Source organism: Pantoea sp. BL1, assembly GCF_000963985.1.
Taxonomy (GTDB): domain Bacteria; phylum Pseudomonadota; class Gammaproteobacteria; order Enterobacterales; family Enterobacteriaceae; genus Pantoea; species Pantoea rwandensis_B.
Window position 1 is genome coordinate 126,770 of the sequence record NZ_JZRH01000047.1, and the last position, 24,947, is coordinate 151,716.

The following is a 24,947-nucleotide window of genomic DNA, read 5'->3' on the forward strand; positions in this document are numbered from 1 at the left end:
CTGATTATCTAATGAGGTTAATGTGAAATTTGAATTAGATACCACCGACGGACGCGCACGCCGTGGCCGTCTGGTGTTCGATCGCGGTGTCGTGGAAACTCCAGCATTTATGCCTGTGGGCACCTACGGCACCGTGAAGGGCATGACACCGGAAGAAGTGAAAGATACCGGTGCGCAGATCCTGCTCGGTAACACCTTCCACCTGTGGCTGCGTCCGGGCCAGGAGATCATGAAACTGCACGGTGACCTGCACGATTTCATGAACTGGCAGGGACCGATCCTCACTGACTCCGGTGGCTTCCAGGTGTTCAGCCTCGGTGACATCCGTAAGATCACCGAAGCGGGCGTGCATTTCCGTAACCCGATCAACGGCGACCCGATTTTCCTCGATCCGGAAAAATCGATGGAAATTCAGTACGATCTCGGTTCAGACGTGGTGATGATTTTCGACGAATGTACGCCGTATCCAGCCGACTGGGATTACGCCAAGCGTTCCATGGAGATGTCACTGCGTTGGGCACAGCGTAGCCGCGATCGCTTCGATTCACTCGGGAATAAAAACGCGCTGTTCGGCATTATTCAGGGCGGTGTTTACGAAGATTTACGAGATGTCTCGGTTAAAGGTCTGGTAGATATCGGCTTTGATGGGTACGCTGTGGGCGGCCTGGCGGTGGGTGAGCCTAAAGAGGACATGCACCGAATCCTGGAACACGTCTGTCCGCAAATTCCGCAAGATAAACCGCGTTATTTGATGGGCGTCGGCAAGCCAGAAGATCTGGTGGAAGGCGTTCGCCGCGGTATCGATATGTTTGACTGCGTCATGCCAACGCGTAATGCGCGTAATGGTCACCTGTTTGTGACCGATGGCGTGGTGAAAATCCGTAACGCCAGGTATAAAGATGACACGGCAACGCTGGATGCGGAGTGTGATTGTTACACCTGTCGCAATTATAGCCGCGCCTACTTGTATCATCTTGATCGTTGTAACGAAATACTGGGCGCACGTCTGAATACGATTCACAATCTGCGCTATTACCAGCGTCTGATGGCGGGTTTACGTAAGGCCATCGAAGAGGGTAAATTAGAGCACTTTGTTAGCGAGTTCTACCAACGGACGGGTAAAGCGGTTCCACCGTTAAACGTCTGATAATTCTATCAATGAGGGAAATTTAATGAGCTTTTTCATTTCTGACGCCGTTGCCGCAGCAGGCGCTCCGTCTCAGGGAAGTCCTTATTCTCTGGTGATCATGCTGGTGGTGTTTGGTCTGATCTTCTATTTCATGATTCTGCGCCCGCAGCAGAAACGTTCTAAAGATCACAAGAAGCTGATGGATTCCATCTCTAAAGGTGATGAAGTGTTGACCAGCGGTGGCCTGGTAGGTCGTGTGACCAAAGTGGCTGACAACGGCTACGTTTCTATCGCCCTGAACGACACCACTGAAGTAGTTGTAAAACGTGATTTCGTGGCCGCCGTTCTGCCGAAAGGTACTATGAAGGCGCTGTAATTTTTTCTTCCCGAAGGGAACTGCCGTGTTAAACCGTTATCCTTTGTGGAAGTACATCATGCTGGTCGTCGTGATTCTCGTCGGCCTGCTCTATGCGCTTCCTAACCTTTATGGTGAGGATCCGGCCGTTCAGATCACTGGTGCGCGCGGTGGCGCCGCCAGTGAACAGACGTTGGATCAGATCCAGACTTTATTAAAACAAGATAATATCCAGAGCAAATCCCTCGCTCTGGAAAATGGCGCCATTCTGGCCCGTTTTGACAATCAGGATGTGCAGCTGCGCGCGCGTGATGCGATTACCACTGCGTTAGGCGATGACTATGTTGTGGCACTCAACCTCGCGCCGGCAACCCCGCGCTGGCTGACCATGTTGGCTGCACAGCCGATGAAACTCGGCCTTGATCTGCGTGGCGGCGTACACTTCCTGATGGAAGTGGATATGGATACCGCTCTGGGCAAACTGCAGGAGCAGAATGCCGATGGCCTGCGCAGTGACCTGCGCGACAAAAGCATCCCGTATACCAACGTCAATAAAATCGCTAACTACGGTGTAGAAGTGCGTTTCCGCGACGGCGCCAGCCGTGATGCGGCGATCAGCTACTTATCACCGCGTCATCGCGATCTGGTGATCTCCAGCGTCGGCAGCGATACGCTGCGTGCGGTGATGACCGATGCGCGTCTAAGCGAAGCCCGTGAGTATGCGGTACAGCAGAACATCAATATCCTGCGTAACCGTGTCAACCAGCTTGGCGTTGCCGAGCCACTGGTGCAGCGTCAGGGTTCTGACCGCATCGTGGTTGAGCTGCCGGGTATTCAGGACACGGCGCGTGCCAAAGAGATTCTGGGTGCCACTGCGACCCTGGAATTCCGTCTGGTCAACACCACCGTTGATCCAACTGCCGCGGCAAGTGGCCGTGTGCCGGGTGATTCGGAAGTGAAAGAGACGCGTGAAGGCCAGCCAGTGGTGCTGTACAAGCGTGTGATTCTGACCGGTGACCATATTACCGATTCGACGTCCAGCATGGACGAGTACAACCAGCCGCAGGTGAATATTTCACTGGATGGCGCGGGCGGTAACATGATGTCGAACTTCACTAAGGACAACATCGGTAAAGCGATGGCGACCCTGTTTGTGGAGTACAAGGACAGCGGTAAGAAAGACGCGAACGGTCGTGCTATCCTGGTGAAACAGGAGCAAGTGATTAACGTGGCGAACATTCAGTCGCGCCTCGGTAACAGCTTCCGTATCACCGGTATCAACAACCCGAACGAAGCCCGTCAGCTGTCGCTGCTGCTGCGTGCCGGTGCGTTGATCGCGCCAATTCAGATTGTGGAAGAGCGTACTATCGGTCCAACCATGGGCCAGCAGAACATCACTCAGGGTCTCGAAGCCTGCTTGTGGGGTCTGATCGCCTCCATCATCTTTATGGTGGTGTTCTACAAGAAGTTTGGTTTGATTGCGACCAGCGCGCTGCTGTGCAACCTGGTGCTGATTGTCGGCATCATGTCACTGCTGCCGGGGGCGACCCTCACCATGCCGGGCATTGCCGGTATCGTGTTGACGCTGGCGGTTGCTGTCGATGCCAACGTGTTGATTAACGAACGTATCAAAGAAGAACTGCGTAACGGACGCTCGGTACAGCAGGCGATTCATGAGGGCTACAAAGGCGCCTTCTCCAGTATCGTCGACGCCAACGTCACCACGCTGATCAAAGTTATCATTCTTTATGCGGTCGGTACCGGCTCCATTAAAGGTTTTGCGATTACCACTGCTATCGGTATCGCGACCTCAATGTTCACCGCTATCGTCGGCACCCGTGCCATCGTTAACCTGGTTTACGGCGGCAAACGCATCAACAAGCTGTCCATCTGAGGAGTGCGTTGTGGCACAGGAATATAGTATTGAGCAGCTAAACCACGGGCGTAAGGTCGTTGACTTTATGCGCTGGGATACGCTGGCTTTCATCATCTCTGGTTTACTGATTGTGGCGTCTATCGCCATTATCGGCGTTCGTGGCTTCAACTGGGGCCTCGACTTTACCGGCGGGACGGTGATTGAGATTAACCTGGAAAAACCGGCCGATCTGGACGCACTGCGTGAAGGTTTGGTGAAAGCAGGCTTCCAGGAGCCGTTGGTGCAGAACTTTGGCAGCAGCCGTGACGTGATGGTGCGTATGCCACCAGCCACCGGTGCAGCAGGTCAGGAACTGGGCAACAAAGTCGTGACCTCCATCAATGAGACGACGCAGCAAAACGCGACCGTGAAGCGCATTGAGTTCGTCGGCCCAAGCGTGGGTAGCGATCTGGCGCAAGCCGGTGCGATGGCGCTGCTGTCGGCACTGATTGCGATTCTGATCTATATCGGCTTCCGCTTTGAGTGGCGCCTGGCGCTGGGCACCGTGCTGGCACTGGCGCACGACGTGATCATCACCTGTGGCATTCTGGCGTTGTCGCACATCGAGATCGACCTGACAATTGTCGCGTCGCTGATGTCGGTGATTGGTTACTCGCTTAACGATAAAATCGTGGTTTCCGACCGTATTCGTGAGAACTTCCGCAAAATTCGTCGCGGCTCTTCCTACGATATTACTAACGTGTCGCTGACCCAGACGTTGAGCCGTACCTTGATCACCTCGCTGACCACGTTGGCGATGATTTTGATTCTGTTCATCTTTGGTGGCGCGCTGCTGAAAGGCTTCTCGCTGACCATGCTGATCGGTGTCACCATCGGTACCGTTTCATCTATCTATGTTTCTTCTGCTCTGGCGTTGAAACTGGGTATGAAGCGTGAACACATGCTGGTGCAGAAAGTGGAGAAAGAGGGCGCAGATCAGCCTTCGATCCTGCCTTAATTCTGCTGATGAAATGAAACGGGCTGCCCGAGGGCAGCCCGTTTTTTTATGCCTGCTGATCAGGGCGCCGTTTTGGTGGCTGTTGCACTCTGCACATCATGCACGCGCACATAGCCGAGTTGCTCCGGCGTCAGTCCGCTCAGGCGCAGCGGCACCGTCACTGAACTGCGTGGCATCAGACTCGCCTCAACCTGAATGGTCTGGCTCAAACTCTCCGCATTCAGCGGTTTGCCACTGGCTGGATCCAGCTCACCCCACACCACGGTGGCGCTCAGCGCGGGGACCGGCTGGTCATCGGTGGAACGGATATTCAGGTTGGCGCGACTACCACTGGCTTCCCCCTCGACGCGAGACAGTGACAGGCGCAATTTGCCCACTTGCGTCTGTAACTCGACGGGAGTGTTGGCTTGCGGTAGCAACCATGCCCCCTGGGTTGACTGCCCATTCAGTTGCCCCTGAATCTCCAGCGCCGTTGCCTGATTGGTGAGTTTGCGCATCTGCTGGTTAAGCTGGCTGACTTCCTGATGTAACTCTTTGACCTGCGGTGAAGTCGGCGTTGAACTACAACCACTGAGCACCAGCAGCGAAAGTGCGGCGGGCGCCCAAAACGTCCTGATCGTCATGCATTGTCCTTTCTGTTATTTCGGAATACGTAATACCTGGCCTGGGTAGATCTTATCAGGATGCGTCAGCATTGGCTTGTTTGCTGCGAAAATCTTGTTGTATTCATTAGGATTCCCGTAAACCTGTTTGGAAATCGCGCTCAGGGTGTCGCCTTTTTTCACCGTATAGAAATCCGCTTCTGGCGCACTGTCGGTGACGGTGACCTTGTCATCGACCTTCGTAATCCCTGCCACGTTACCGGCGGCAACCAGGATTTTCTCTTTCAACTCCTGCGAGATGCCATCACCGCTCACAGTAACGGTATCGCCTTGCACATCGACTTTAACTTTGTCGCTATCAGGTAAGCCGAGTTGGTTAATGTGATCCTGTAATTTTTTGCTGGGATCGTCAGCGCCGGTGACGGCATCCCATAACTTTTCACCTGCTTCTTTCACGAAATTGAACAGACCCATGTGACCTCCTGCAAATATGCCGGATTGGCTGTTTAAGCTTAGTGGCTTTTAAGGTTTACAGCGGAGCGCGTACTGCGACTGTGAGCCGGGCGGTGATTCGGTCTCGTGTATTCAGTTGCTCCCGAGATCGCGCTACACTGTGTGGCCTATTTATCTCGCGACAGGAAACGTCATGCATTGCCCCTTCTGCTCCGCTGTGGACACCAAAGTCATCGACTCACGTCTGGTCAGTGAAGGTTCTTCGGTGCGTCGCCGCCGCCAGTGTCTGGTGTGTCATGAGCGTTTTACCACCTTTGAAGTGGCTGAATTAGTCATGCCGCGCGTGGTGAAAAGCAACGATGTGCGTGAACCCTTTAACGAAGATAAGCTTGCCAGCGGCATGATGAAGGCGCTGGAGAAACGCCCGGTGAGCGCGGACGCCGTCGATAACGCAGTGAATCATATCAAAACGCAACTTCGCGCGACCGGCGAGCGCGAAATTCCCAGCAAACTGGTGGGCAATCTGGTGATGGAAGAGCTGAAGAAGCTCGATAAAGTTGCCTACATCCGCTTTGCTTCGGTGTATCGCAGCTTCGAAGATATCCGTGATTTTGGCGAAGAGATCGCCCGCTTACAGGACTAAGCCATGACTGACGAACGCTACATGGCGCGCGCGCTGGAACTGGCGCGACGCGGACGTTTCACCACCACACCGAACCCTAATGTGGGCTGTGTTATTGTGCGCGACGGCGAGATTGTCGGCGAAGGCTGGCATCACCGCGCCGGTGAGCCGCATGCTGAAGTACACGCGCTGCGCATGGCCGGAGCAAAAGCCAAAGGCGCGACGGCCTTCGTCACGCTGGAACCCTGCAGCCATCATGGTCGAACCCCGCCGTGCTGCGACGCGTTGATTGCCGCGGGTGTCAGCCGCGTGGTAGCGGCAATGCAAGACCCAAACCCGCAAGTGGCGGGGCGTGGATTGTATCGCTTGCAGCAGGCCGGCATTGAAGTCAGCCACGGTTTAATGATGAGCGAAGCGGAAGCATTGAATCGTGGTTTTCTGAAACGTATGCGTACCGGCTTCCCGTGGATTCAGCTCAAACTCGGCGCATCCCTTGATGGGCGCACCGCGATGGCCAGTGGCGAAAGTCAGTGGATAACCTCGGCGGCGGCAAGGCGCGATGTGCAACAATTACGTGCCCAGAGTTCGGCTATTCTTACCTCCAGTGCCACTGTGCTGGCGGATGATCCCTCACTGACCGTACGCTGGAATGAGCTTAACGCGGATGTGCGTCAGCAACTCGATGAAGCCACGCTGCGCCAACCGGTGCGGGTAGTGATCGACAGCCAGCAGCGCGTCACGCCACAACACCGTCTGATCGAACAACCTGGTGAAACCTGGCTGATGCGTACTGAAGCCGATCAGCAAACATGGCCAGACAGCGTCAGCCAAATTGCGGTGCCGCTGCGCGGAGAACAACTGGATCTGGTGGCGATGATGATGTTGCTCGGCCAGCGTCAGATTAACACGGTGTGGGTCGAAGCTGGTGCCAGTCTGGCGGGGGCGCTGTTACAGGCTGGACTGGTCGATGAGCTGATTGTCTACGTGGCGCCAAAGCTGCTGGGCAATGCGGCGCGCGGCCTGTGTGAACTGCCTGGGCTGGAACAATTGTCCGATGCGCCAGCGCTGAAGTTTAGTGACGTACGCAAGGTTGGCGCAGACCTGCGACTGACCCTGACGCCCGCTTAAGCACCGACTGAAAAGCCTGAGCGCGTTGTCGAAGAGTATGATAGAATCCGCCCCCTTCTGCGGGGCCATAAATCAAACACCCAAAGGATATGTATGAAAGTTATCGAAGCTCCTGTTGCCGCGCCTGATGCTAACATTGCCATCGTCATTGCGCGTTTTAACAACTTCATTAATGACAGCCTGCTGGATGGCGCGGTCGATGCGCTGAAGCGTATTGGCCAGGTTAAAGCAGAAAACATCACTGTGGTCTGGGTTCCAGGCGCTTACGAACTGCCTCTGGCAGCGCGCGCACTGGCAAAAGCCGGTAAGCACGACGCAATCGTGGCACTGGGAACCGTGATCCGTGGCGGCACCGCCCACTTCGAATATGTGGCAGGTGAAGCCAGCTCTGGCATTGCCAACGTGGCGATGACCAGCGAAATTCCGGTGACTTTCGGCGTGTTAACCACCGAAAACATCGAGCAGGCGATTGAACGCGCCGGCACCAAAGCAGGTAATAAAGGCGCCGAAGCGGCCCTGACTGCACTCGAAATGATTAACGTATTGAAAGCCATCAAAGCCTGATTTTTGGAAGGGGAATTTTGTGAAACCTGCTGCTCGTCGTCGCGCCCGTGAGTGCGCTGTCCAGGCGCTTTACTCCTGGCAGCTGTCGAACAACGACATTGCCGATGTGGAATACCAGTTTCTGGCGGAACAAGACGTCAAAGACGTCGATATTAGCTATTTCCGCGAATTGCTGGCCGGTGTGGCGACTAACAGCGCGTACCTGGACGGTCTGATGAAGCCTTACCTGTCACGTCAGCTGGAAGAGCTGGGCCAGGTTGAGAAAGCCATTCTGCGTATTTCGCTGTATGAGCTGAGCAAACGTTCTGATGTGCCTTATAAAGTAGCCATCAACGAAGGCATCGAACTGGCCAAAGTGTTTGGCGCCGAAGACAGTCACAAGTTTGTCAACGGCGTGCTGGATAAAGCAGCCCCACAAATTCGACCCAACAAAAAATAAATGCGAAAGGCCGGTTTACCGGCCTTTTTCTCATTGAGACCTGACTTATGTCCTGTGGTGAATTCGAACTGATCGCACGTTATTTTAACCGCGTTACCAGCTCCCGCCGCGATGTGGAGAAGGGAATTGGTGACGACTGTGCGTTACTGAACGTGCCCGAAAAACAGACGCTGGCCATTAGCACCGATACGTTGGTGGCGGGCGTGCACTTCCTGCGTGATATCCATCCTGCCGATCTGGGTTACAAAGCGCTGGCCGTGAATCTCAGTGATTTGGCGGCAATGGGTGCCGATCCGGCGTGGTTGACGCTGGCGATTACCTTGCCTGAAGTGAATGAAAGCTGGCTGGCCGCATTCAGCGATAGCTTATTTGAGCTGCTGGATTATTACGATATGCAGCTGATTGGTGGTGATACCACGCGCGGACCACTGAGCCTGACGTTGGGTATTCACGGTCTGGTGCCGACTGGGCGCGCATTGAAGCGTTCGGGGGCCAAACCTGGTGACTGGATCTTTGTCACCGGTACACTGGGTGACAGCGCGGCTGGCCTGTCGCTGCTACAACATCGTCATCGCCTGAACGATCCGGCTGTCCATGAAGTGTTGATCAAGCGCCATCTGCGCCCGATGCCACGTGTATTGCAGGGCCAGGCGCTGCGCAATCTGGCGACATCGGCGATCGATATCTCCGATGGTTTGATTGCTGATCTCGGCCATATTCTCACGGCGAGCCGCGTCGGTGCGCGCCTCAATCTGGAAGCGTTGCCACTTTCCGCGGCCTTGCGCGATCATTTTGAAACGGAGCAGGTGCTGACCTGGGCGTTAAGTGGCGGCGAAGATTATGAGCTGTGCTTTACCGTGCCGGAAGTCAATCGTGGTGCGCTGGACGTGGCGCTGGGTCATCTTGGTGTGCCTTATACCTGCATCGGGCAGATTGCGCCTGAAGCCGACGGGTTGACGCTGCTGGAAAATGGCAAGCCACGTCGTTTTAATCACAAGGGATTTGATCACTTTAATGCGAAGTAAAGATGTAGCGAAAAGCCGCCTGCGCCTGAGCAATCCCTGGCATCTGTTGGCAACCGGTTTTGGCAGTGGCCTGAGCCCGATCATGCCAGGCACCGCCGGTTCGATTGCCGCGATTCCCTTTTGGTGGTTGATGACCTTTTTGCCGTTGCAGATTTACTCTCTGCTGGTGCTGATTGGCATTAGCGTGGGCGTTTATCTCTGCCATCGCACCGCCAAAGACATGGGCGTGCACGATCACGGCAGCATTGTCTGGGATGAGTTTATCGGCATGTGGATTACGCTGATGGCGATTCCGGCGATGAGCTGGCAATGGGTGCTGGCCGGGTTTGTCATCTTCCGCATCTTTGATATGTGGAAACCCTGGCCGATTCGCTGGTTCGATCAGAACGTGCATGGCGGCATGGGCATTATGGTCGATGACATTATCGCGGGCGTGATTTCCGCCGTGATTTTGTATGGATTGGGGCTGGTGCTTTAATTCGGCAGGTGCGCATCAATGCGCTCCCAACGGATTACCCAATGTCACTGTGAATGTGCATCTTACGGTTTGCCCAATGTGGCTGAGAATGTGCACTCTACGGATTACCCACTGTGCGCACTCAACATGGTAGGGTCGCCGTTTATGGCGACCCGGTTCAATAATTACTCGAATCCCACCACTGGATGCGGTTGATACACCGTTTCCAGTTCAGCGATATCCGTTGAACTCAACGCCACATCCACCGCTTTCACCAACTCTGCAAACTGCTGCTCGCGTGATGCACCGATAATCGGTGCTGTGACCACGGGTTTATGCAGCAGCCACGCCAGCGCCACTTGTGCACGCGTCACGCCTTTATCGGCGGCAATGGTCGCCAGACGCTCTGCAATCGCCGCATCATTCTCTTCGGTACCGGTATAGAGTTTTTCCATGACGTTATCCGATACCGAGCGTGCGGTGGTTTCACCCCATGGACGCGTCAGTTTACCGCGCGCCAGCGGGCTCCACGGCAGCACCGCGATACCTTCACGTTCACACAGCGGGTGCATCTCGTTCTCTTCTTCACGCTGAATCAGGTTGTACTGATCCTGCATACTGACAAAACGTGCCCAGCCATTCTGCTTTTGCAGATCCAGCGCCTGAGCAAACTGTGCAGCATGCATCGAAGAAGCGCCGATGTAGCGGGCTTTACCCGATTTCACCACCTCATTCAGCGCCTCAAGCGTCTCTTCAATCGGCGTGTCGTAATCCCAGCGGTGAATCTGCAGCAGGTCGACATACTCCATGCCGAGACGCGTCAGGCTGTCGTCGATGGACTGCAGGATGTTCTTGCGTGACAGCCCCTGAGAAAGGTTGCTGAGCGGAAAATAGACTTTGGTGGCCACCACGACCTGATCGCGTTGGGCGAAATCTTTCAGCGCGCGCCCGACGATCTCTTCACTGCTGCCATCGGAGTAGCTGTTGGCGGTGTCGAAAAAGTTGATGCCCGCGTCCAGCGCCTGCTTGATCAGCGGTCGACTGCTCTCTTCGGGCAGGGTCCATGCGTGATTGCCGCGCATCGGATCGCCGTAAGTCATGCAGCCTAAACAGAGACGCGAAACCTGTAAGTCGGTCTGGCCTAAACGAATGGTTTTCATGGGAGCTCCTGCTCTTATGCGTTAGGAATGCCCTAAGCATAGCAGCAGGAGCGGGGAGGGGATTACTGCGCCAGCCAGTCAGTGATTTGTTGCTGAATACCGGCGGCATCCAGCTGATAATCCTGACGAACCTCTTCCTGCGTGCCTTGCGGAATAAACTCGTCTGGCAGACCCAGGTTCAGCACATGAACACGCAGGCGTTTCGCCATTACGTATTCATTGACGCCGCTACCGGCTCCGCCTTTGATGGCACCTTCTTCCAGCGTCACCAGTGAATCATGGCTGGTGGCCAGTTCGGCAATCAAGGCTTCATCCAGTGGCTTCACGAAACGCATATCCACCAGCGTGGCGTTAAGCGCTTCAGCTGCGGCCTGGGCTTCAGGCAACAGCGTACCGAAGTTAAGGATCGCCAGCTTTTCACCACGGCGCTTCACAATACCTTTGCCCAGCGGCAGGCTGGCGAGCGGCTCCAGCGTGGCGCCGGTGCCCGTGCCGCGCGGATAGCGCACCGCACTCGGACCAGCCTGATAGTGATAGCCGGTGTAGAGCATCTGGCGGCATTCGTTTTCGTCGCTTGGCGTCATGATCACCATTTCGGGCACACAGCGCAGGAAGGCGATATCAAATGCGCCCTGATGTGTTTGCCCATCGGCGCCCACAATGCCGCCGCGATCGATAGCGAACAGCACCGGCAGTTTCTGGATCGCCACATCGTGGATCAGCTGATCGTAAGCGCGCTGCAAGAAGGTGGAGTAAATCGCCACCACCGGCTTGTAACCGCCAATCGCCATACCTGCAGCAAAGGTCACCGCATGCTGTTCAGCAATCGCCACGTCAAAGTACTGTTGCGGATAGTCACGAGAGTAGCTGACCATGCCAGAACCTTCGCGCATCGCCGGCGTCACCGCCATTAAACGCGGATCGTCAGCAGCCATTTCGCTCAGCCAGCTACCGAAAATTTTCGAGTAGCTCGGCAGGCCTGGCGCGCTTTTCGGCAGAGAACCGCTGGCCGGATCGAACTTCGGTACCGCATGCCAGGCGATGGGATCCTGCTCGGCAGGCGCGTAGCCTTTGCCCTTTTTGGTCATGATGTGCAGGAACTGCGGGCCTTTCAGGTCGCGCATGTTCTTCAGCGTGCTCACCAGCGTCAGGACATCGTGTCCATCAACCGGACCAATGTAGTTGAAGCCCAGCTCTTCAAACAGCGTGCCGGGTACCACCATGCCTTTCAGGTGCTCTTCGGTGCGCTTCACCAGCTCTTTGATCGGAGGCAGGCCGCCCAACACACGCTTGCCGCCTTCGCGCAGACGTGAGTAGGTTTTACCGGAGAGAATCTGGGCCAGACGATTGTTGAGTGCGCCGACGTTCTCTGAGATCGACATCTCGTTGTCGTTGAGGATCACCAACATGTCAGGCTTAATGTCGCCAGCGTGGTTCATGGCTTCAAACGCCATACCGGCGGTGATGGCGCCGTCGCCGATGATGCAGGCAGTACGACGGCCTTTACCTTCACGCTCAGCGGCCACAGCCATGCCCAATCCGGCGCTGATCGAGGTCGATGAGTGGCCGACGCTCAATACGTCGTATTCACTTTCGCCGCGCCACGGGAACGGATGCAGGCCATTTTTCTGGCGGATGGTGCCGATTCGATCGCGGCGCCCGGTCAGAATCTTATGCGGATAGGCCTGATGGCCAACGTCCCACACCAGATGGTCAAACGGGGTGTTATAAACATAATGCAGCGCGACTGTTAGTTCGACGACGCCCAGACCCGAAGCAAAGTGGCCGGAAGACCGGCTCACGCTATCCAGCAGATACTGACGCAGTTCGTCACACAGTACCGGAAGTTTTTCTTTCGGTAATAAACGTAATTCCTGAACCGTGCTTGCTAACGCCAGTGTCGGGTATTTTGCAATATCAAAACTCATCAGAGACTCATTATGAAAGTTATTTATCGCGTTCAATTATGAAGCTTGCCAGTGCTTGTAATGCGGTGGTGTTATAAGACTGCGCCGCCAGAATCTCTAACGCACCCAGTGCTTCCTGATAAAGATCCCATGCTTTACGACGGGCATTTTCCAGCCCCATCAAGGCCGGGTAAGTGCTCTTACCCAATGCCTGATCCGCGCCCTGGGTTTTGCCCAGCACCGCGGTATCGCCCACCACATCAAGAATGTCATCCTGCACCTGGAACGCCAGTCCGATGGCGTTGGCGTAGGTATCCAGAACCGGAAGTGCCGCACGGCCACGTTCACCTGCGGTCAGTGCGCCAAGACGCACCGCAGCACGAATCAATGCGCCGGTTTTATGACGATGAATCTGCTCCAGCTGAGCGAGGTCGATTTGCTTGCCTTCGGCGGCCAAATCCAGTGCCTGGCCTCCGCACATGCCTGCCACACCGCTGGCCTGGGCCAGTTCTGAAATCATCGCAATGCGCGCTTGCGGGCTGACGCCGGGCATAGGCTCATCGGCCAGAATCGAAAACGCCAGGGTTTGCAACGCATCACCAGCGAGAATCGCTGTGTCTTCACCATATTTTATATGGCAGGTTGGCTGTCCGCGGCGTAATGCATCGTCATCCATCGCGGGCAGATCATCATGAATCAGAGAGTAAGCATGAATGCACTCTACGGCAGCGGCCGGCGCATCCAGGCTGGCCGTCTCGGCCTTTAACATCTCGCCCGTGGCGTAAACCAAAAACGGACGCAGACGCTTACCGCCTAATAGTGCCCCATATTGCATGGATTGCACCAGAGGAGAACTCTGAAAAGGAAGTGGATCTATTAAGCGTGTCAACGCCAGATTGACGCGTTCGTGATACGCGTTGAGTAATTTGGCGAAATCCATCAGTCATTTTCCGGCGTGAACGGGGCGAGCGCGGCATCTTTATCGTCGCTGAGCAGGATCTGCACGCGCTGTTCAGCCTGCTGCAGGGTTTGCTGACCGGTGCGTGCCAGCTGTACGCCGCGTTCAAATTCGTTCAATGCTTCTTCCAGTGGCAGTTCGCCACTTTCCAGACGGCTAACGATTTGTTCCAGCTGCTGCAATGCGCTTTCAAAACTGGCTGGCGCTTCGGCTTTTTTCGGCATAATCAGTGTCGACTCACAGGTTAGGAATCATCTTGCAATCGGTCATGGTAGCCGACGAGGATTAATTAGCAAAATAATGAATGTGATTGCGGTTGCAGAAGCGGTCATCTGACAAAGGTGGTATACTTTTGCGCCTCGGATGCGGGCGCCTCTGCGTTACCCGTAATTATATGATTTTAACAGTTAAGTGCCGATGGTTTTAGCACTTATTTGCCCAACGAAGCTGTGTCGCCATGAAGTTTATCATTAAGCTCTTCCCTGAAATCACCATCAAAAGTCAGTCGGTGCGTCTGCGCTTTATCAAGATCCTGACCGGCAACATCCGCAATACCCTGCGTACTGTCGACGACGAAATCGCCGTGGTGCGTCACTGGGACCATATTGAAGTACGCGCTAAAAAAGAAGCGCTGCGTACCGTCGTTATTGATGAGCTCACGCGTATTCCCGGTATTCACCATGTACTGGAGGTTGAGGATCAGCCTTATACCGATATGCACGATATCTTCGAGCAGACACTGGCTCTGAATCGTGAGCGCCTGGAAGGGAAAAGTTTCTGCGTGCGTGTAAAGCGTCGTGGCAAACACAGCTTCAGCTCGATTGAGGTCGAGCGTTACGTGGGTGGCGGGCTCAATCAGCACATTGAGTCCGCACGTGTGCAATTGAAAAATCCTGATGTGACGGTCAATCTCGAGATTGAAGACGATCGTCTGCTGCTGATCACCGGCCGTTATGAAGGGCTGGGTGGTTTCCCTATCGGGACACAAGAAGATGTGCTGTCGCTGATTTCTGGTGGCTTCGACTCCGGCGTCTCCAGCTATATGCTGATGCGTCGTGGTTGCCGCGTGCATTACTGCTTCTTCAACCTCGGCGGTGCCGCGCATGAAATCGGCGTCCGTCAGGTCGCGCATTACCTGTGGCAACGTTTTGGTCGTTCGCATCGCGTACGCTTTGTGGCGATCAACTTCGAGCCGGTTGTCGGTGAAATTCTTGAGAAAGTCGATGATGGCCAGATGGGTGTGGTGCTGAAACGCATGATGGTGCGTGCGGCGTCCATGGTCGCTGAGCGCTACGGCGTGCAAGCCCTGGTGACGGGTGAAGCGCTGGGGCAGGTCTCGAGCCAGACGCTGACCAACCTGCGTTTGATTGATAACGCTTCGGATACCCTTATCCTGCGTCCGCTTATCTCGCATGATAAAGAGCACATCATCGATTTGGCGCGCCACATCGGCACCGAAGACTTTGCCAAAACCATGCCGGAATACTGCGGTGTGATTTCGAAAAGCCCAACGGTAAAAGCGGTGAAAGCGAAGATCGAAGCGGAAGAGCAAAACTTCGATTTCGAGATCCTCAATCGCATGGTGCAGGAAGCCAGCAACGTCGATATCCGCGAGATTGCGGAGAAGGCACAGGAAGAAGTGGTGGAAGTGGAGACGGTGGTCTCGTTCACCGCAGATGATGTGGTGCTGGATATCCGCTCTGTGGATGAGCAAGAAGCATCACCGCTGGCGCTGGAAGGCGTTGAAGTCAAATCCCTGCCGTTCTACAAACTGAGCACTCAGTTTGGCGATCTGGATCAGAACAAAACCTGGTTGCTGTATTGCGATCGCGGTGTGATGAGCCGGTTACAGGCGCTGTATCTGCATGAGCAAGGCTTTAAAAACGTGAAGGTCTATCGTCCGTAACGATGATAAACCTGGTAACGACGTGATTCATCGTCTATACAGGCGATGAATCGCGCCGCTACGAGGTCCGCTAAATCATCGGGACTGTGTTGAATCGCGGGGGTCCGTTAAATCGCAATGCCTGTTGAAATACGCTGCTAAACAGGCGTTTTACCCCATCACAACGCGGTTATTCGCGCTCTTCAAATTCCTGATAGTTATAAATCCCTGCCGCTAATACCAGCTGTGACGCAACTTCACGCGCTTTCTCCTTATCCACCAGCAGATCAATCAGCTTCAGCGCAAAATCAATCGAAGTGCCAGGCCCCTGGCTGGATAACAGATTGACGCGCGGATCCCACACTACGCGGCGATCCATCCAGTGCTTATCGGGAATGGTGTCACGCAAGCCAGGAAAGCCCGTCATATTGCCCACAGGGAACAGATCGTGCGGGATCAGCACCGTGCCGGGGGCAGCACAAATCGCGGCAACGATTTTTCCTGCCAGGTGAAACTGGCGCACGGTTTCCACCAGCAATGGGCTGTCACGGAACGTCTCCGCACCTTTCAGGCCACCAGGCAGTACCACGGCGTCGTAGTCGTTATCCGCCACTTCAACCAGTGGCGCATCGGCCAGCAGGCGCACGCCGCGCGAGCAGATAATTTCGCGCGTGCCATCGCTTTCGACACTGGCGGTGGTGACGCTTAAGCCCGCGCGGACCAGCAGGTCGATAGTGGTGACAGCTTCAATCTCTTCACTGCCATGTGCCAGGCAAACCAGAACCGATGCGGTCGCGCTCATATTGGGACTCCTTGCGTTTAATCAGATCGTACAAACGGGTGTTCTCCGGCAGCGCAATGCCCTGCGCGCGAGCGCGGCGCAGCAGGTAGCCGGTGATGTAATCAATTTCTGTCAGGCGCTGTGCGCGCACATCCTGCAACATTGAGGAAGTATTCGCTGCGGTGCTGTCGATGACGTCATAGATGATGTCGCGCAGGTTATCGACCGCAATGTGCTGGCCTTCACGCTCCATGACCCAGGCAATCTCTTCACACAGCGTGGCAATCTGCTGCGGCCAGGCGCGCAGGGCACCGTTCTGGCAATCGTGTTCAACGGTAAGCGGATTAATCACGCAGTTCACCGCCAGTTTGCGCCAACTGGCAGAAGCAATGTTGTCATGCCAGGCCACGTCCGGCAAAGCCTGGTGCAGGATATCGGCGATATCGCTCATCGCGGCACTTTCACGTCCGGTGGGACCGATATGTGTGATGCCCTGCGCGACGTGTTTGATCACCGTGCCATCGCGCATCGCCGCGTGGGTGGTAATGCCGCGCAGCAGCGGTTGCTGCAACTCCTTCAGCTCTTCCAGCGTGCCCATGCCATTGTGCAATAACAAAATGGCAGCATGAGCAGGCAGGATGCTTTGCAGGTTTTTGACTGCCGGGGAAACTTGTGGCGCTTTCAGTGTCACCAGCAACAGCTGGCTTTCGGCAAGAAACAGCGGATCGTTGGCGATAAACGTGTGATTGCTGACCTGTCCTTGCGGATCAATCACGTTCACCGAGCAATAGGGCTGCGGCACGCGCAACCAGCCCTGAACCTCATGTCCCTGACGTGCGAGCGCGGCGAGCCAAATTTGACCCAGGGCGCCACAACCCAACACGGTAATTTTCATTTTGCCTCCCGCTGACGGGTTCTCAATTTCACGACATGGTTAAGTATAGCTTTCCGCGTATCGTGTTTAATTAGCGCCATAAGACGCGTATTATGCATGTCACTTTAGTATCAGGAGAAGAAAAGATGCCATCTTTCGATATCGTTTCCGAAGTCGAACTGCCGGAAGTGCGTAATGCGGTGGAGAATGCCAGCCGTGAGATCTCAACCCGTTTCGATTTCCGCAACGTGAGCGCCAGCATTGAGCTCAACGAAAAGAATGAGACCATCAAAATCACCAGCGAATCTGATTTCCAGGTTAAACAGCTGGTGGATATTTTGCGTGAAAAGCTGCTGAAACGCGGCATTGAAGGCGCAGCGATTGAAGTGCCAGAAGAGATCATTCACAGCGGTAAAAGCTGGAGCGTAGAAGCCAAGCTGAAAAAGGGTATCGAAAGCGATATCGCTAAAAAGCTGGTGAAGCTGATTAAAGACAGCAAGCTGAAAGTGCAAACGCAGATTCAGGGTGAAGAGCTGCGCGTGACCGGTAAATCACGTGACGATTTGCAGGGTGCGATGGCGCTGGTGCGCGGTGGCAACCTGGGTCAGCCCTTCCAGTTCAAGAACTTCCGCGACTAATCGCGTTTGTCGCGTGCGGCACGGCGATAGAGCGTGCTGCGCGCGACACCTAATGCCTCCGCCGCTTTACTGATATTGCCATTGAAGCGTTGAAGCGTTTCGCTAATCAGCCGCTCATCATGGCTCTGCTTATCTTCCACTGGCACCGCCGCTACTCGGCGATACTCGGCTGGCAAATGCACATCAGTGACTTCTTCGCCTTCATCGGCGAGCGCTAACAGTACACGCAATAAACTGCGTAACTGCCGCACGTTGCCGGGCCATGGCAATTGTGCCAGCGATGCCAGCAAGGCGGGAGAAAGCTGGATATCGCGATCTGCGCCGCCCAACTCAATCCATAACCGACCAATAAAGTCTTCGATATCTGGCCAGGCACGCAACGGCGGGATGGTCATGGAAAATTCCTGCAAGCGATAGAGAAGATCCTCGCGGAACTCGCCCTCGGCCACACGCTGCGCCAAATCACGGTGCGTTGCGCAGATCACGGCAAAATTCACCGGCCAGCTGCGACTGGAACCGAGCGGCGCGACCTCTTTTTCTTGCAGCACACGCAGCAAACGGGTTTGTAGCGCCAGCGGCATATCTCCAATTTCATCAAGAAACAGCACGCCACCATCCGCCTCGCGGATTTTACCGATGTAGCCATTTTTGCTGGCTCCGGTAAAGGCGCCAGGCTGATAACCAAATAGCTCTGATTCAATCAACGCTTCCGGAATGGCAGCGCAATTGATGGCGACGAATTTGCCCTCGCGCCAGCGGCTCTGCTGATGCAGCGCACGGCTGACATACTCTTTACCGCTGCCCGTTTCACCGTGAATGCACAACGACACACCGGCATTCATCAGTCGCACCATTTTCTCGCCATCACGACCCAGCGAGAAGGGAAGATCGGCGGCGGGTTCGCTCGGTGTGGCGAAATGCGTGCGGTGCGGTGCCCGCAGGCGGAAGTAGTAACGCTGCTGGGCAAAATGAATCGGGAGAGGAATGGTGTTGGCCTGCTGTTCCAGTTGATCAAACAGCTGCTGGAATGTCAGGGTGCCCAACTGCTCGGTGGTGAGATTGAGTTCACGCATCGCCAGGCGGTTTGCGGCGGTGAGCACATTATCGGAGAACACCAGCAGCAGCTCATCACTGGTATCAATGCCGTGCGGCTCAACGTGCAGGCTCATCAACCATTGTTGGGGATGCAGGCTTTGCTTAACCCACAAATACTCGATCTGTTTAGCGGCGGCTTTGACCCACTGAAACGTTTGCGGATGCGGGAAGTGCGCTGGGCCAGAGATATCCAGCACGCCCGCAATCTGACCGTTGGGCATCTGCAACGGCATGGCGGCGCAGTACAGCCCCTGATTCAAGGTGAGAAAATGTTGCTGGCCTTCAATTTCACAGCCATCGTCAATCGCCAGTGCAGTGCCAATTGCATTGGTGCCGCGCCCGCATTCGCTCCACAAATTGCCGGGAGCGAGTGCAAATCGCTGCGCTTTCTCCATCGATTGCATGTCGCCAAAGGTGTTCAGCACCAAACCGGTGGCATCCGAAAGGATCACCACAGATTGTTTTTCCGCCAGTTTCTGCGCCAGCTGTTTGATCACCGGCTGGGCGAATTGTTGTAGCCCGGCATTACTGGCCAGCACATCAGCCAGCTCACCCTGGCGGACGCGAGGAAAATCATCGGCGGTGCGGTCGAGACCATACAGCTGGCTACGAAACCAGGAGTCGCTTAACAGCGGGTTGGTATTAACGGCAGACGCGGCTGAATTTCCCTGCATTGGTAACCTCATGCCTAAGCGAAAGTGTTGCAGCATTGTAGCGGCTTGGTTTCTGCGGTGTTGCGATACGCAACACAGATGAGGATTTTGGTGGCAGAACCCGCGCGTTTAAAAGGGCTATTAGTTTTATAAATCAATGATAGATATAACGATTTTTCGAAAATTCGCAAGCTGAAAAAAACTGGCACGCCCGCTGCAATAGCTTATCAGGCAGCGGGCTGTTCAATCTGTTGACCCACAGGTTGCCGCTGCCAGCTAACAATAAACGACCCTACACGAAGGAGTTTGCGATGCGTTATGCACATCCCGGCACGGCCGGCGCTTTGGTCACTTTTAAAGTGACCTACGGCAATTTTATTGCGGGCAAATTCACAGAGCCGCTCAGCGGCCAGTATTTTACGAACACCTCGCCTGTTGATGGCAGCGATATTGCGCAGTTTCCGCGTTCTGATGCGCGGGATATCGATTTAGCACTGGACGCTGCTCATCAGGCCGCTGACGCCTGGGGAAAAACCAGCGTGCAACACCGTGCCAATCTGCTGCTGCAAGTGGCCGACTGCATTGAACAAAATATTGAAATGTTGTCTGTGGCAGAGAGTTGGGACAACGGCAAACCGATCCGTGAAACGCTCAATGCCGACCTGCCGCTGGCGGTGGATCATTTCCGCTACTTCGCCGGTTGTCTGCGTGCACAGGAAGGCAGTACCGCCGAAATTGATGAAACCACGGTGGCTTATCATTTCCATGAGCCGCTGGGTGTGGTCGGGCAGATCATCCCGTGGAACTTCCCGCTGTTAATGGCGGCATGGAAACTGGCTCCGGCGCTGGCTGCGGGTAACTGCGTGGTACTGAAACCGGCCGAACAAACGCCACTGGCCATCACGCTGTTGATGGAGCTGATCGGCGATCTGTTCCCGGCGGGTGTGCTTAACGTGGTGCAGGGCTTTGGCCGGGAAGCCGGTGAAGCGCTGGCCACCAGCAAACGTATCGCCAAAATCGCGTTCACCGGCTCAACACCGGTTGGGCGTCATATCATGGCGTGTGCGGCTGAAAACATCATTCCCTGTACCGTCGAGCTGGGCGGCAAATCGCCTAACATCTACTTTGCCGATGTGATGGACGGTGAATCAGACTTTATCGAAAAAGCAGTGGAGGGGCTGGTACTCGGTTTCTTCAACCAAGGCGAAGTCTGTACTTGTCCGTCGCGTGCGTTGATCCATGAATCCATCTATGAGCCGTTTATGGCGCGGGTGATGGATAAAGTGGCGAATATCCGCCGAGGCGATCCGCTGGATACCGACACCATGATCGGTGCTCAGGCTTCCCGTCAGCAATTCGACAAAATCCTGTCTTACATCAACATCGCGCGCGACGAAGGGGGGCAAATTCTGACCGGAGGCGATCGCGCCAGCGTCGCTGCTGAACTGGATAACGGATTCTATATCCAGCCAACCCTGATCAAAGGCACCAACCAGATGCGGTGTTTCCAGGAAGAGATTTTTGGGCCTGTTATTGGCATCACCACTTTTAAAGATGAAGCGGAAGCTTTGTCGATTGCCAATGAAACGCAATTTGGCCTCGGCGCGGGTGTATGGACGCGTGATACCAATCTGGCGTACCGCATGGGGCGTGGTATCAAAGCCGGTCGCGTCTGGACTAACTGCTATCACATCTATCCTGCGCACGCCGCTTTCGGTGGCTATAAGCAGTCGGGAGTGGGGCGCGAGACGCACAAAATGGCGCTCAGCGCCTACCAACAAACCAAAAATCTGCTGGTCAGCTATGGCACTGCGCCTTTGGGCCTGTTCTGAGTCCGCATCCGATCAAATGGAGAGTGAAAGATGAATATGCAAATCAAAACCACCATGAAAGCCGCTATTGTCAAAGCCTTTGGCGAACCGTTAGTGATTGAGCAGGTGCCAGTACCGCAAGTGGGACCGGGCCAGATTCTGGTGAAAATCGCGGCGACTGGCGTGTGCCATACCGACTTACATGCCGCCGAAGGCGACTGGCCGATTAAGCCTAATCCCCCGTTTATTCCCGGCCACGAAGGCGTAGGACAGGTAGTGGCGCTGGGTGAAGGTGTGAAGCATTTAAAACTGGGCGATCGAGTAGGCGTGCCGTGGCTCTATTCCGCATGCGGTCACTGCGAGCACTGTCTGGATAGCTGGGAAACCTTGTGCCTGTCACAGCAGAATGCCGGTTATTCGGTGAACGGCAGTTTCGCAGAATATTGCCTCGCGGACGCTAATTATGTCGGCATCATTCCGGAAAACATCGATTACAACGAAATCGCACCGATTCTGTGTGCGGGTGTGACGGTGTACAAAGGCCTGAAGATGACCGACACCAAGCCGGGTGATTGGGTGGTGGTGTCCGGTATTGGTGGGCTGGGCCATATGGCAGTGCAATATGCGGTGGCGATGGGACTGAATGTCGCTGCGGTGGATATCGATGATGAGAAGCTGGCCTTTGCCAAGCGTCTCGGTGCCAGCGTAGTGGCCAATGCGAAGAACGTCGATCCGGCTAAAGTGTTCCAGGAAAGCTTCGGTGGTGCGCACGGCGTGCTGGTCACGGCTGTTTCACCGAAGGCGTTTGAGCAAGCGATTGGAACTATGCGTCGTGGCGGTACTATGGTGCTGAACGGTCTGCCACCGGGCAAATTTGATTTGTCGATTTTCGATATGGTGCTGGACGGGATTACGGTGCGCGGTTCAATTGTCGGTACGCGTAAAGATCTGCAGGAAGCGTTGGATTTCGCTGGGCGTCATAAAGTGAAAGCCAACGTGGCGGTTGAACCGCTGACCAAAATTAACGACATCTTTGCGCGTATGCATGCGGGAAAAATTGAAGGGCGCATCGTGGTTGATATGTCGCTTTAATTAGCGTGACGGTTTGTGGCGGTGCGGTTAATCGCGCCGCCACAAAGTTTGTGACGACTAACTAACAGCTGGCGAGCAGCGCTTCAATTTCGACGCGGCTCGTCACTTTACTGTCGATCTTGATGTAAGCACTTTTCTCTTCCGGCACGATAAAGACTGAAGAGACACCCGGCTGCGCTTTTAAACGCTTCTCAAGGTTAGGCACCGCTAATACGGCATCACTGAGCACCATGCGCAGGCTGCTGACGTACGGCGGCTCCTGCATCGACATCGCCACAAACAACCAGGTTGCCGCCACAATCGCACCCACCAGAAACACCGTCTGCGCATCAAAGTGACCGAAGATCCAACCGCCCATGCTGCCGCCAATCGCCACGCCAATGAACTGGCTGGTGGAGTAAATGCCCATCGCTGTGCCTTTGTAGCCCGGCGGTGATTCTTTACTGATCAGCGAAGGCAGAATGGCTTCCATCAGGTTGAAGGCGAGGAAGAACAGCTGCACGCCAATCACCAGTGTCCAGAAATGACCAGCCGCACCCCACAGTACGATTTCCGCGATAATGATCAGTGCCACGCAGGTAACAAAAACGCGCTTCATGCGGCGTTTCACTTCGGCATAGATGATGAAAGGCACCACCAGAACGAAAGCGACCAGCATGGTGACCAAATAGACTTTCCAGTGTTCAGATGCCGGGAAGCCTGCTTGTTCAAACTGGCCCGGCAAAGCCACAAAACTCGACATCAGCAGGATATGCAGGCAAAGAATACCGATGTTTAATTTGAGGAGTTTAGGATTGGCTAACACTTCACGAATGCTGGCTTTTACCATGCCGGACTCACGGTTAAGCACGTGATTGGGTGCGCTCGGCACCACCAATAGCGTGATAACAATGCCCAGCGAGGCCAGAATAGCGATCATCCAGAAAAGTGCATGCAACCCCAGAGCATGGGTGACAATTGGGCCTACCACCATCGCAATTGCAAAGGTCACACCGAAACTGATGCCAATAAACGCCATCGCTTTAGTACGGTTTTGTTCGCGAGTGAGATCTGAGAGTAACGCCATGACTGCAGCGGCAATTGCGCCAGAGCCTTGCAAAGCACGACCCAGAATCACGCCCCAGATTGAGGTGGTCATCGCCGCGATAATACTGCCCAGCACGAACACTAACAGCCCGCCAACAATGAGCGGTTTGCGACCGACGCGATCGGACAACAGACCAAACGGAATCTGGAATACGGCTTGCGCCAGACCATAGATGCCAATTGCCAGACCAATTAAGGTTTCACTGGCTCCCTGCAACGCCATACCGTACGTGGTGAGTACCGGCAGGACCATAAACATTCCCAGCATGCGCAGGGAAAAAACTGTGCCTAAACCCCATGTAGCCCGAAGCTCTACTGGCGTCATTTTATTATCGTTCATTCCAACCTCTGTAATTTTGCTGCACTCATTTTAAGGAGCAGGGCAGGGCGGGTAAAACAATTGTTGTTAAGCAGTGGTAACAAAAAGAAAGGGCGCGAAATTCGCGCCCTTTCTGGTGTTGCGGAGCTGTATTACCAGACGTAAGTCAGCAGGTCTTTAGAGGCCGGCGTCATAAAATCAACCGACATCATCACGCTCAATGCTGTGATAGCGACAATCGAGAACACAAACAGTTTACGCGCCCAAACTTTATCGTTTGAGGTTTTGTAACCTGAAAGCGCCATGCCCAACCACCACACACTCACCGCCGCGGCGACCACCAGATACTTGTAGCCCGCGTAACCGCCAAGTGTCAGCATCAGCGTAGCAATCATGAACGCCAGGATGTACAGCGTAATATGATTTTTGGCTACCGAGATACCTTTCACGACAGGCAGAACCGGGATGTTAGCCGCCTGATAATCTTTGAAGCGGAAAATCGCAATCGCGTACGAGTGCGGCATCTGCCACAGGCTAAAAATAGCCAACAAGATCAAAGCGCCAGCATCAAACTGGTTGGTCACTGCGCAGTAGCCAATCACTGGCGGTGCTGCACCAGAGAGGCTACCGATCAGCGTGCCATACACGGAGTTGCGTTTCATATACAGGCTGTAAATGCCCACATAGACAACGAAGCCCATCACCGCCAGCCACATGGCCAGCGGGTTAGCGCCGAAATACAGCAACGCAAAGCCAGCAATACCCAATGCGGTTGCATAAACCAGGCTTACTTTCGCCGAGATCAGGCCTTTGACCAGAACACGGTTCCGCGTTCTCTCCATTTTGATGTCGATATCGCGGTCAATCACGTTGTTGAATACACAACCTGATGCGACAACCAGCGAAACGCCCACCAGTGAATAGAGAAACAGGGGGTAATCAATGCTGCCTTTCGAAGCCAGCAAGAATCCACCGATCACAGAAATTAAGTTGCCGAAAATAATTCCTGGTTTTGTTACTTGCAGGTATTGCTTAATCATT

At 54.7% G+C, this 24,947-nt stretch carries 25 protein-coding genes; 14 read left to right on the plus strand and 11 right to left on the minus strand.

The features are described 5' to 3' along the window. The first annotated feature begins 22 nt into the window (after positions 1-22). Genes tgt through secF form a run of 4 tightly spaced genes read left to right on the plus strand, consistent with a single transcriptional unit; the run spans position 23 to position 4,357 of the window. Complete coding sequence (gene tgt / locus VH86_RS20115) at positions 23-1,147, plus strand: tRNA guanosine(34) transglycosylase Tgt (RefSeq protein WP_038648613.1); 1,125 nt, start codon at positions 23-25, stop codon at positions 1,145-1,147. 25 nt (positions 1,148-1,172) lie between these two features. Next, the gene (gene yajC / locus VH86_RS20120) at positions 1,173-1,505 is read left to right on the plus strand and encodes a preprotein translocase subunit YajC (protein WP_034831018.1); all 333 of its coding nucleotides are present in this window, start codon (positions 1,173-1,175) and stop codon (positions 1,503-1,505) included. A 25-nt stretch (positions 1,506-1,530) separates the two neighbouring features. After that, positions 1,531-3,378: a protein translocase subunit SecD gene (gene secD, locus VH86_RS20125; RefSeq protein WP_072050631.1), complete on the plus strand. Its 1,848-nt coding sequence runs from the start codon at positions 1,531-1,533 to the stop codon at positions 3,376-3,378. 10 nt (positions 3,379-3,388) lie between these two features. After that, complete coding sequence (gene secF / locus VH86_RS20130; RefSeq protein WP_038648607.1) at positions 3,389-4,357, plus strand: protein translocase subunit SecF; 969 nt, start codon at positions 3,389-3,391, stop codon at positions 4,355-4,357. Positions 4,358-4,416: 59 nt separating this feature from the next. Here secF and VH86_RS20135 read toward each other — a convergent pair whose 3' ends face one another. Together VH86_RS20135 and lysM are read right to left on the minus strand one after the other, a co-directional pair. Beyond that, positions 4,417-4,980, minus strand: coding sequence for a DUF3251 domain-containing protein (locus tag VH86_RS20135; RefSeq protein ID WP_045833916.1), 564 nt, complete (start codon positions 4,978-4,980; stop codon positions 4,417-4,419). 15 nt (positions 4,981-4,995) lie between these two features. Further along, the gene (lysM, locus tag VH86_RS20140) at positions 4,996-5,433 is read right to left on the minus strand and encodes a peptidoglycan-binding protein LysM (protein ID WP_045833917.1); all 438 of its coding nucleotides are present in this window, start codon (positions 5,431-5,433) and stop codon (positions 4,996-4,998) included. Positions 5,434-5,605: 172 nt separating this feature from the next. On the opposite strand from lysM, the gene nrdR reads away from it, so the two are divergent. The 6 genes from nrdR (at position 5,606) to pgpA (ending at position 9,668) form a co-directional block, all read left to right on the plus strand. Continuing rightward, entirely contained in the window at positions 5,606-6,055 is a 450-nt protein-coding gene (gene nrdR / locus VH86_RS20145) for a transcriptional regulator NrdR (RefSeq protein WP_034831027.1), read from the plus strand. 3 nt (positions 6,056-6,058) lie between these two features. Next, entirely contained in the window at positions 6,059-7,162 is a 1,104-nt protein-coding gene (ribD, locus tag VH86_RS20150) for a bifunctional diaminohydroxyphosphoribosylaminopyrimidine deaminase/5-amino-6-(5-phosphoribosylamino)uracil reductase RibD (protein WP_045833918.1), read from the plus strand. Between the two features lie 93 nt (positions 7,163-7,255). Continuing rightward, positions 7,256-7,726, plus strand: coding sequence for a 6,7-dimethyl-8-ribityllumazine synthase (gene ribE / locus VH86_RS20155; RefSeq protein ID WP_038648599.1), 471 nt, complete (start codon positions 7,256-7,258; stop codon positions 7,724-7,726). A 19-nt stretch (positions 7,727-7,745) separates the two neighbouring features. Next, a complete protein-coding gene (gene nusB / locus VH86_RS20160) occupies positions 7,746-8,165 on the plus strand; it encodes a transcription antitermination factor NusB (protein ID WP_039330019.1) in 420 nt (139 codons plus the stop codon). A 47-nt stretch (positions 8,166-8,212) separates the two neighbouring features. Further along, positions 8,213-9,190, plus strand: coding sequence for a thiamine-phosphate kinase (gene thiL / locus VH86_RS20165; protein ID WP_045833919.1), 978 nt, complete (start codon positions 8,213-8,215; stop codon positions 9,188-9,190). Further along, positions 9,180-9,668, plus strand: a complete 489-nt coding sequence (pgpA, locus tag VH86_RS20170; protein WP_038648594.1) for a phosphatidylglycerophosphatase A — start codon at positions 9,180-9,182, stop codon at positions 9,666-9,668. Before thiL ends, pgpA begins: the two co-directional genes overlap by 11 nt. Before the next feature lie 164 nt (positions 9,669-9,832). Here pgpA and VH86_RS20175 read toward each other — a convergent pair whose 3' ends face one another. The 4 genes from VH86_RS20175 to xseB all read right to left on the minus strand — a co-directional run bounded on the left by VH86_RS20175 (position 9,833) and on the right by xseB (position 13,896). After that, positions 9,833-10,807, minus strand: coding sequence for an aldo/keto reductase (locus tag VH86_RS20175; RefSeq protein ID WP_045833920.1), 975 nt, complete (start codon positions 10,805-10,807; stop codon positions 9,833-9,835). Positions 10,808-10,869: 62 nt separating this feature from the next. Next, positions 10,870-12,735 (minus strand): 1-deoxy-D-xylulose-5-phosphate synthase, encoded by a 1,866-nt coding sequence (gene dxs, locus VH86_RS20180; protein WP_038648591.1) that lies wholly within the window; start codon positions 12,733-12,735, stop codon positions 10,870-10,872. A gap of 19 nt (positions 12,736-12,754) precedes the next feature. Next, positions 12,755-13,654, minus strand: a complete 900-nt coding sequence (gene ispA, locus VH86_RS20185; protein WP_045813779.1) for a (2E,6E)-farnesyl diphosphate synthase — start codon at positions 13,652-13,654, stop codon at positions 12,755-12,757. After that, positions 13,654-13,896 (minus strand): exodeoxyribonuclease VII small subunit, encoded by a 243-nt coding sequence (gene xseB / locus VH86_RS20190; protein ID WP_034831045.1) that lies wholly within the window; start codon positions 13,894-13,896, stop codon positions 13,654-13,656. The genes ispA and xseB overlap by 1 nt, the downstream gene beginning before the upstream one ends. A gap of 233 nt (positions 13,897-14,129) precedes the next feature. Here xseB and thiI point away from each other — a divergent pair, with 233 nt between their 5' ends. Further along, positions 14,130-15,578 (plus strand): tRNA uracil 4-sulfurtransferase ThiI, encoded by a 1,449-nt coding sequence (thiI, locus tag VH86_RS20195; protein ID WP_038648586.1) that lies wholly within the window; start codon positions 14,130-14,132, stop codon positions 15,576-15,578. A gap of 169 nt (positions 15,579-15,747) precedes the next feature. Here the strand turns inward: thiI and yajL are convergent, their stop codons facing one another. Together yajL and panE are read right to left on the minus strand one after the other, a co-directional pair. Further along, complete coding sequence (gene yajL, locus VH86_RS20200) at positions 15,748-16,359, minus strand: protein deglycase YajL (RefSeq protein WP_034831049.1); 612 nt, start codon at positions 16,357-16,359, stop codon at positions 15,748-15,750. Next, positions 16,313-17,233 carry a 2-dehydropantoate 2-reductase gene (gene panE / locus VH86_RS20205; protein WP_045833921.1) on the minus strand — a complete coding sequence of 307 codons (921 nt, stop codon included), beginning with the start codon at positions 17,231-17,233 and terminating at the stop codon, positions 16,313-16,315. Before panE ends, yajL begins: the two co-directional genes overlap by 47 nt. 125 nt (positions 17,234-17,358) lie before the next feature. Between panE and VH86_RS20210 the strand changes: the two genes are divergently transcribed. Beyond that, complete coding sequence (locus VH86_RS20210) at positions 17,359-17,850, plus strand: YajQ family cyclic di-GMP-binding protein (protein WP_034831052.1); 492 nt, start codon at positions 17,359-17,361, stop codon at positions 17,848-17,850. Here the strand turns inward: VH86_RS20210 and VH86_RS20215 are convergent. Continuing rightward, entirely contained in the window at positions 17,847-19,619 is a 1,773-nt protein-coding gene (locus VH86_RS20215) for a sigma-54-dependent Fis family transcriptional regulator (RefSeq protein ID WP_045833922.1), read from the minus strand. The two genes, VH86_RS20210 and VH86_RS20215, sit on opposite strands and share 4 nt — an antisense overlap. Positions 19,620-19,909: 290 nt before the next feature. Between VH86_RS20215 and VH86_RS20220 the strand changes: the two genes are divergently transcribed. After that, entirely contained in the window at positions 19,910-21,430 is a 1,521-nt protein-coding gene (locus tag VH86_RS20220; RefSeq protein WP_045833923.1) for an aldehyde dehydrogenase family protein, read from the plus strand. A 30-nt stretch (positions 21,431-21,460) separates the two neighbouring features. Further along, positions 21,461-22,501, plus strand: a complete 1,041-nt coding sequence (gene adhP / locus VH86_RS20225; RefSeq protein ID WP_045833924.1) for an alcohol dehydrogenase AdhP — start codon at positions 21,461-21,463, stop codon at positions 22,499-22,501. 61 nt (positions 22,502-22,562) lie between these two features. Here adhP and VH86_RS20230 read toward each other — a convergent pair whose 3' ends face one another. Both VH86_RS20230 and cyoE read right to left on the minus strand, forming a co-directional pair. Then, entirely contained in the window at positions 22,563-23,927 is a 1,365-nt protein-coding gene (locus VH86_RS20230) for an MFS transporter (RefSeq protein ID WP_045833925.1), read from the minus strand. 131 nt (positions 23,928-24,058) lie between these two features. Continuing rightward, a complete protein-coding gene (cyoE, locus tag VH86_RS20235) occupies positions 24,059-24,946 on the minus strand; it encodes a heme o synthase (RefSeq protein ID WP_034828090.1) in 888 nt (295 codons plus the stop codon). Position 24,947: the final 1 nt, after the last annotated feature.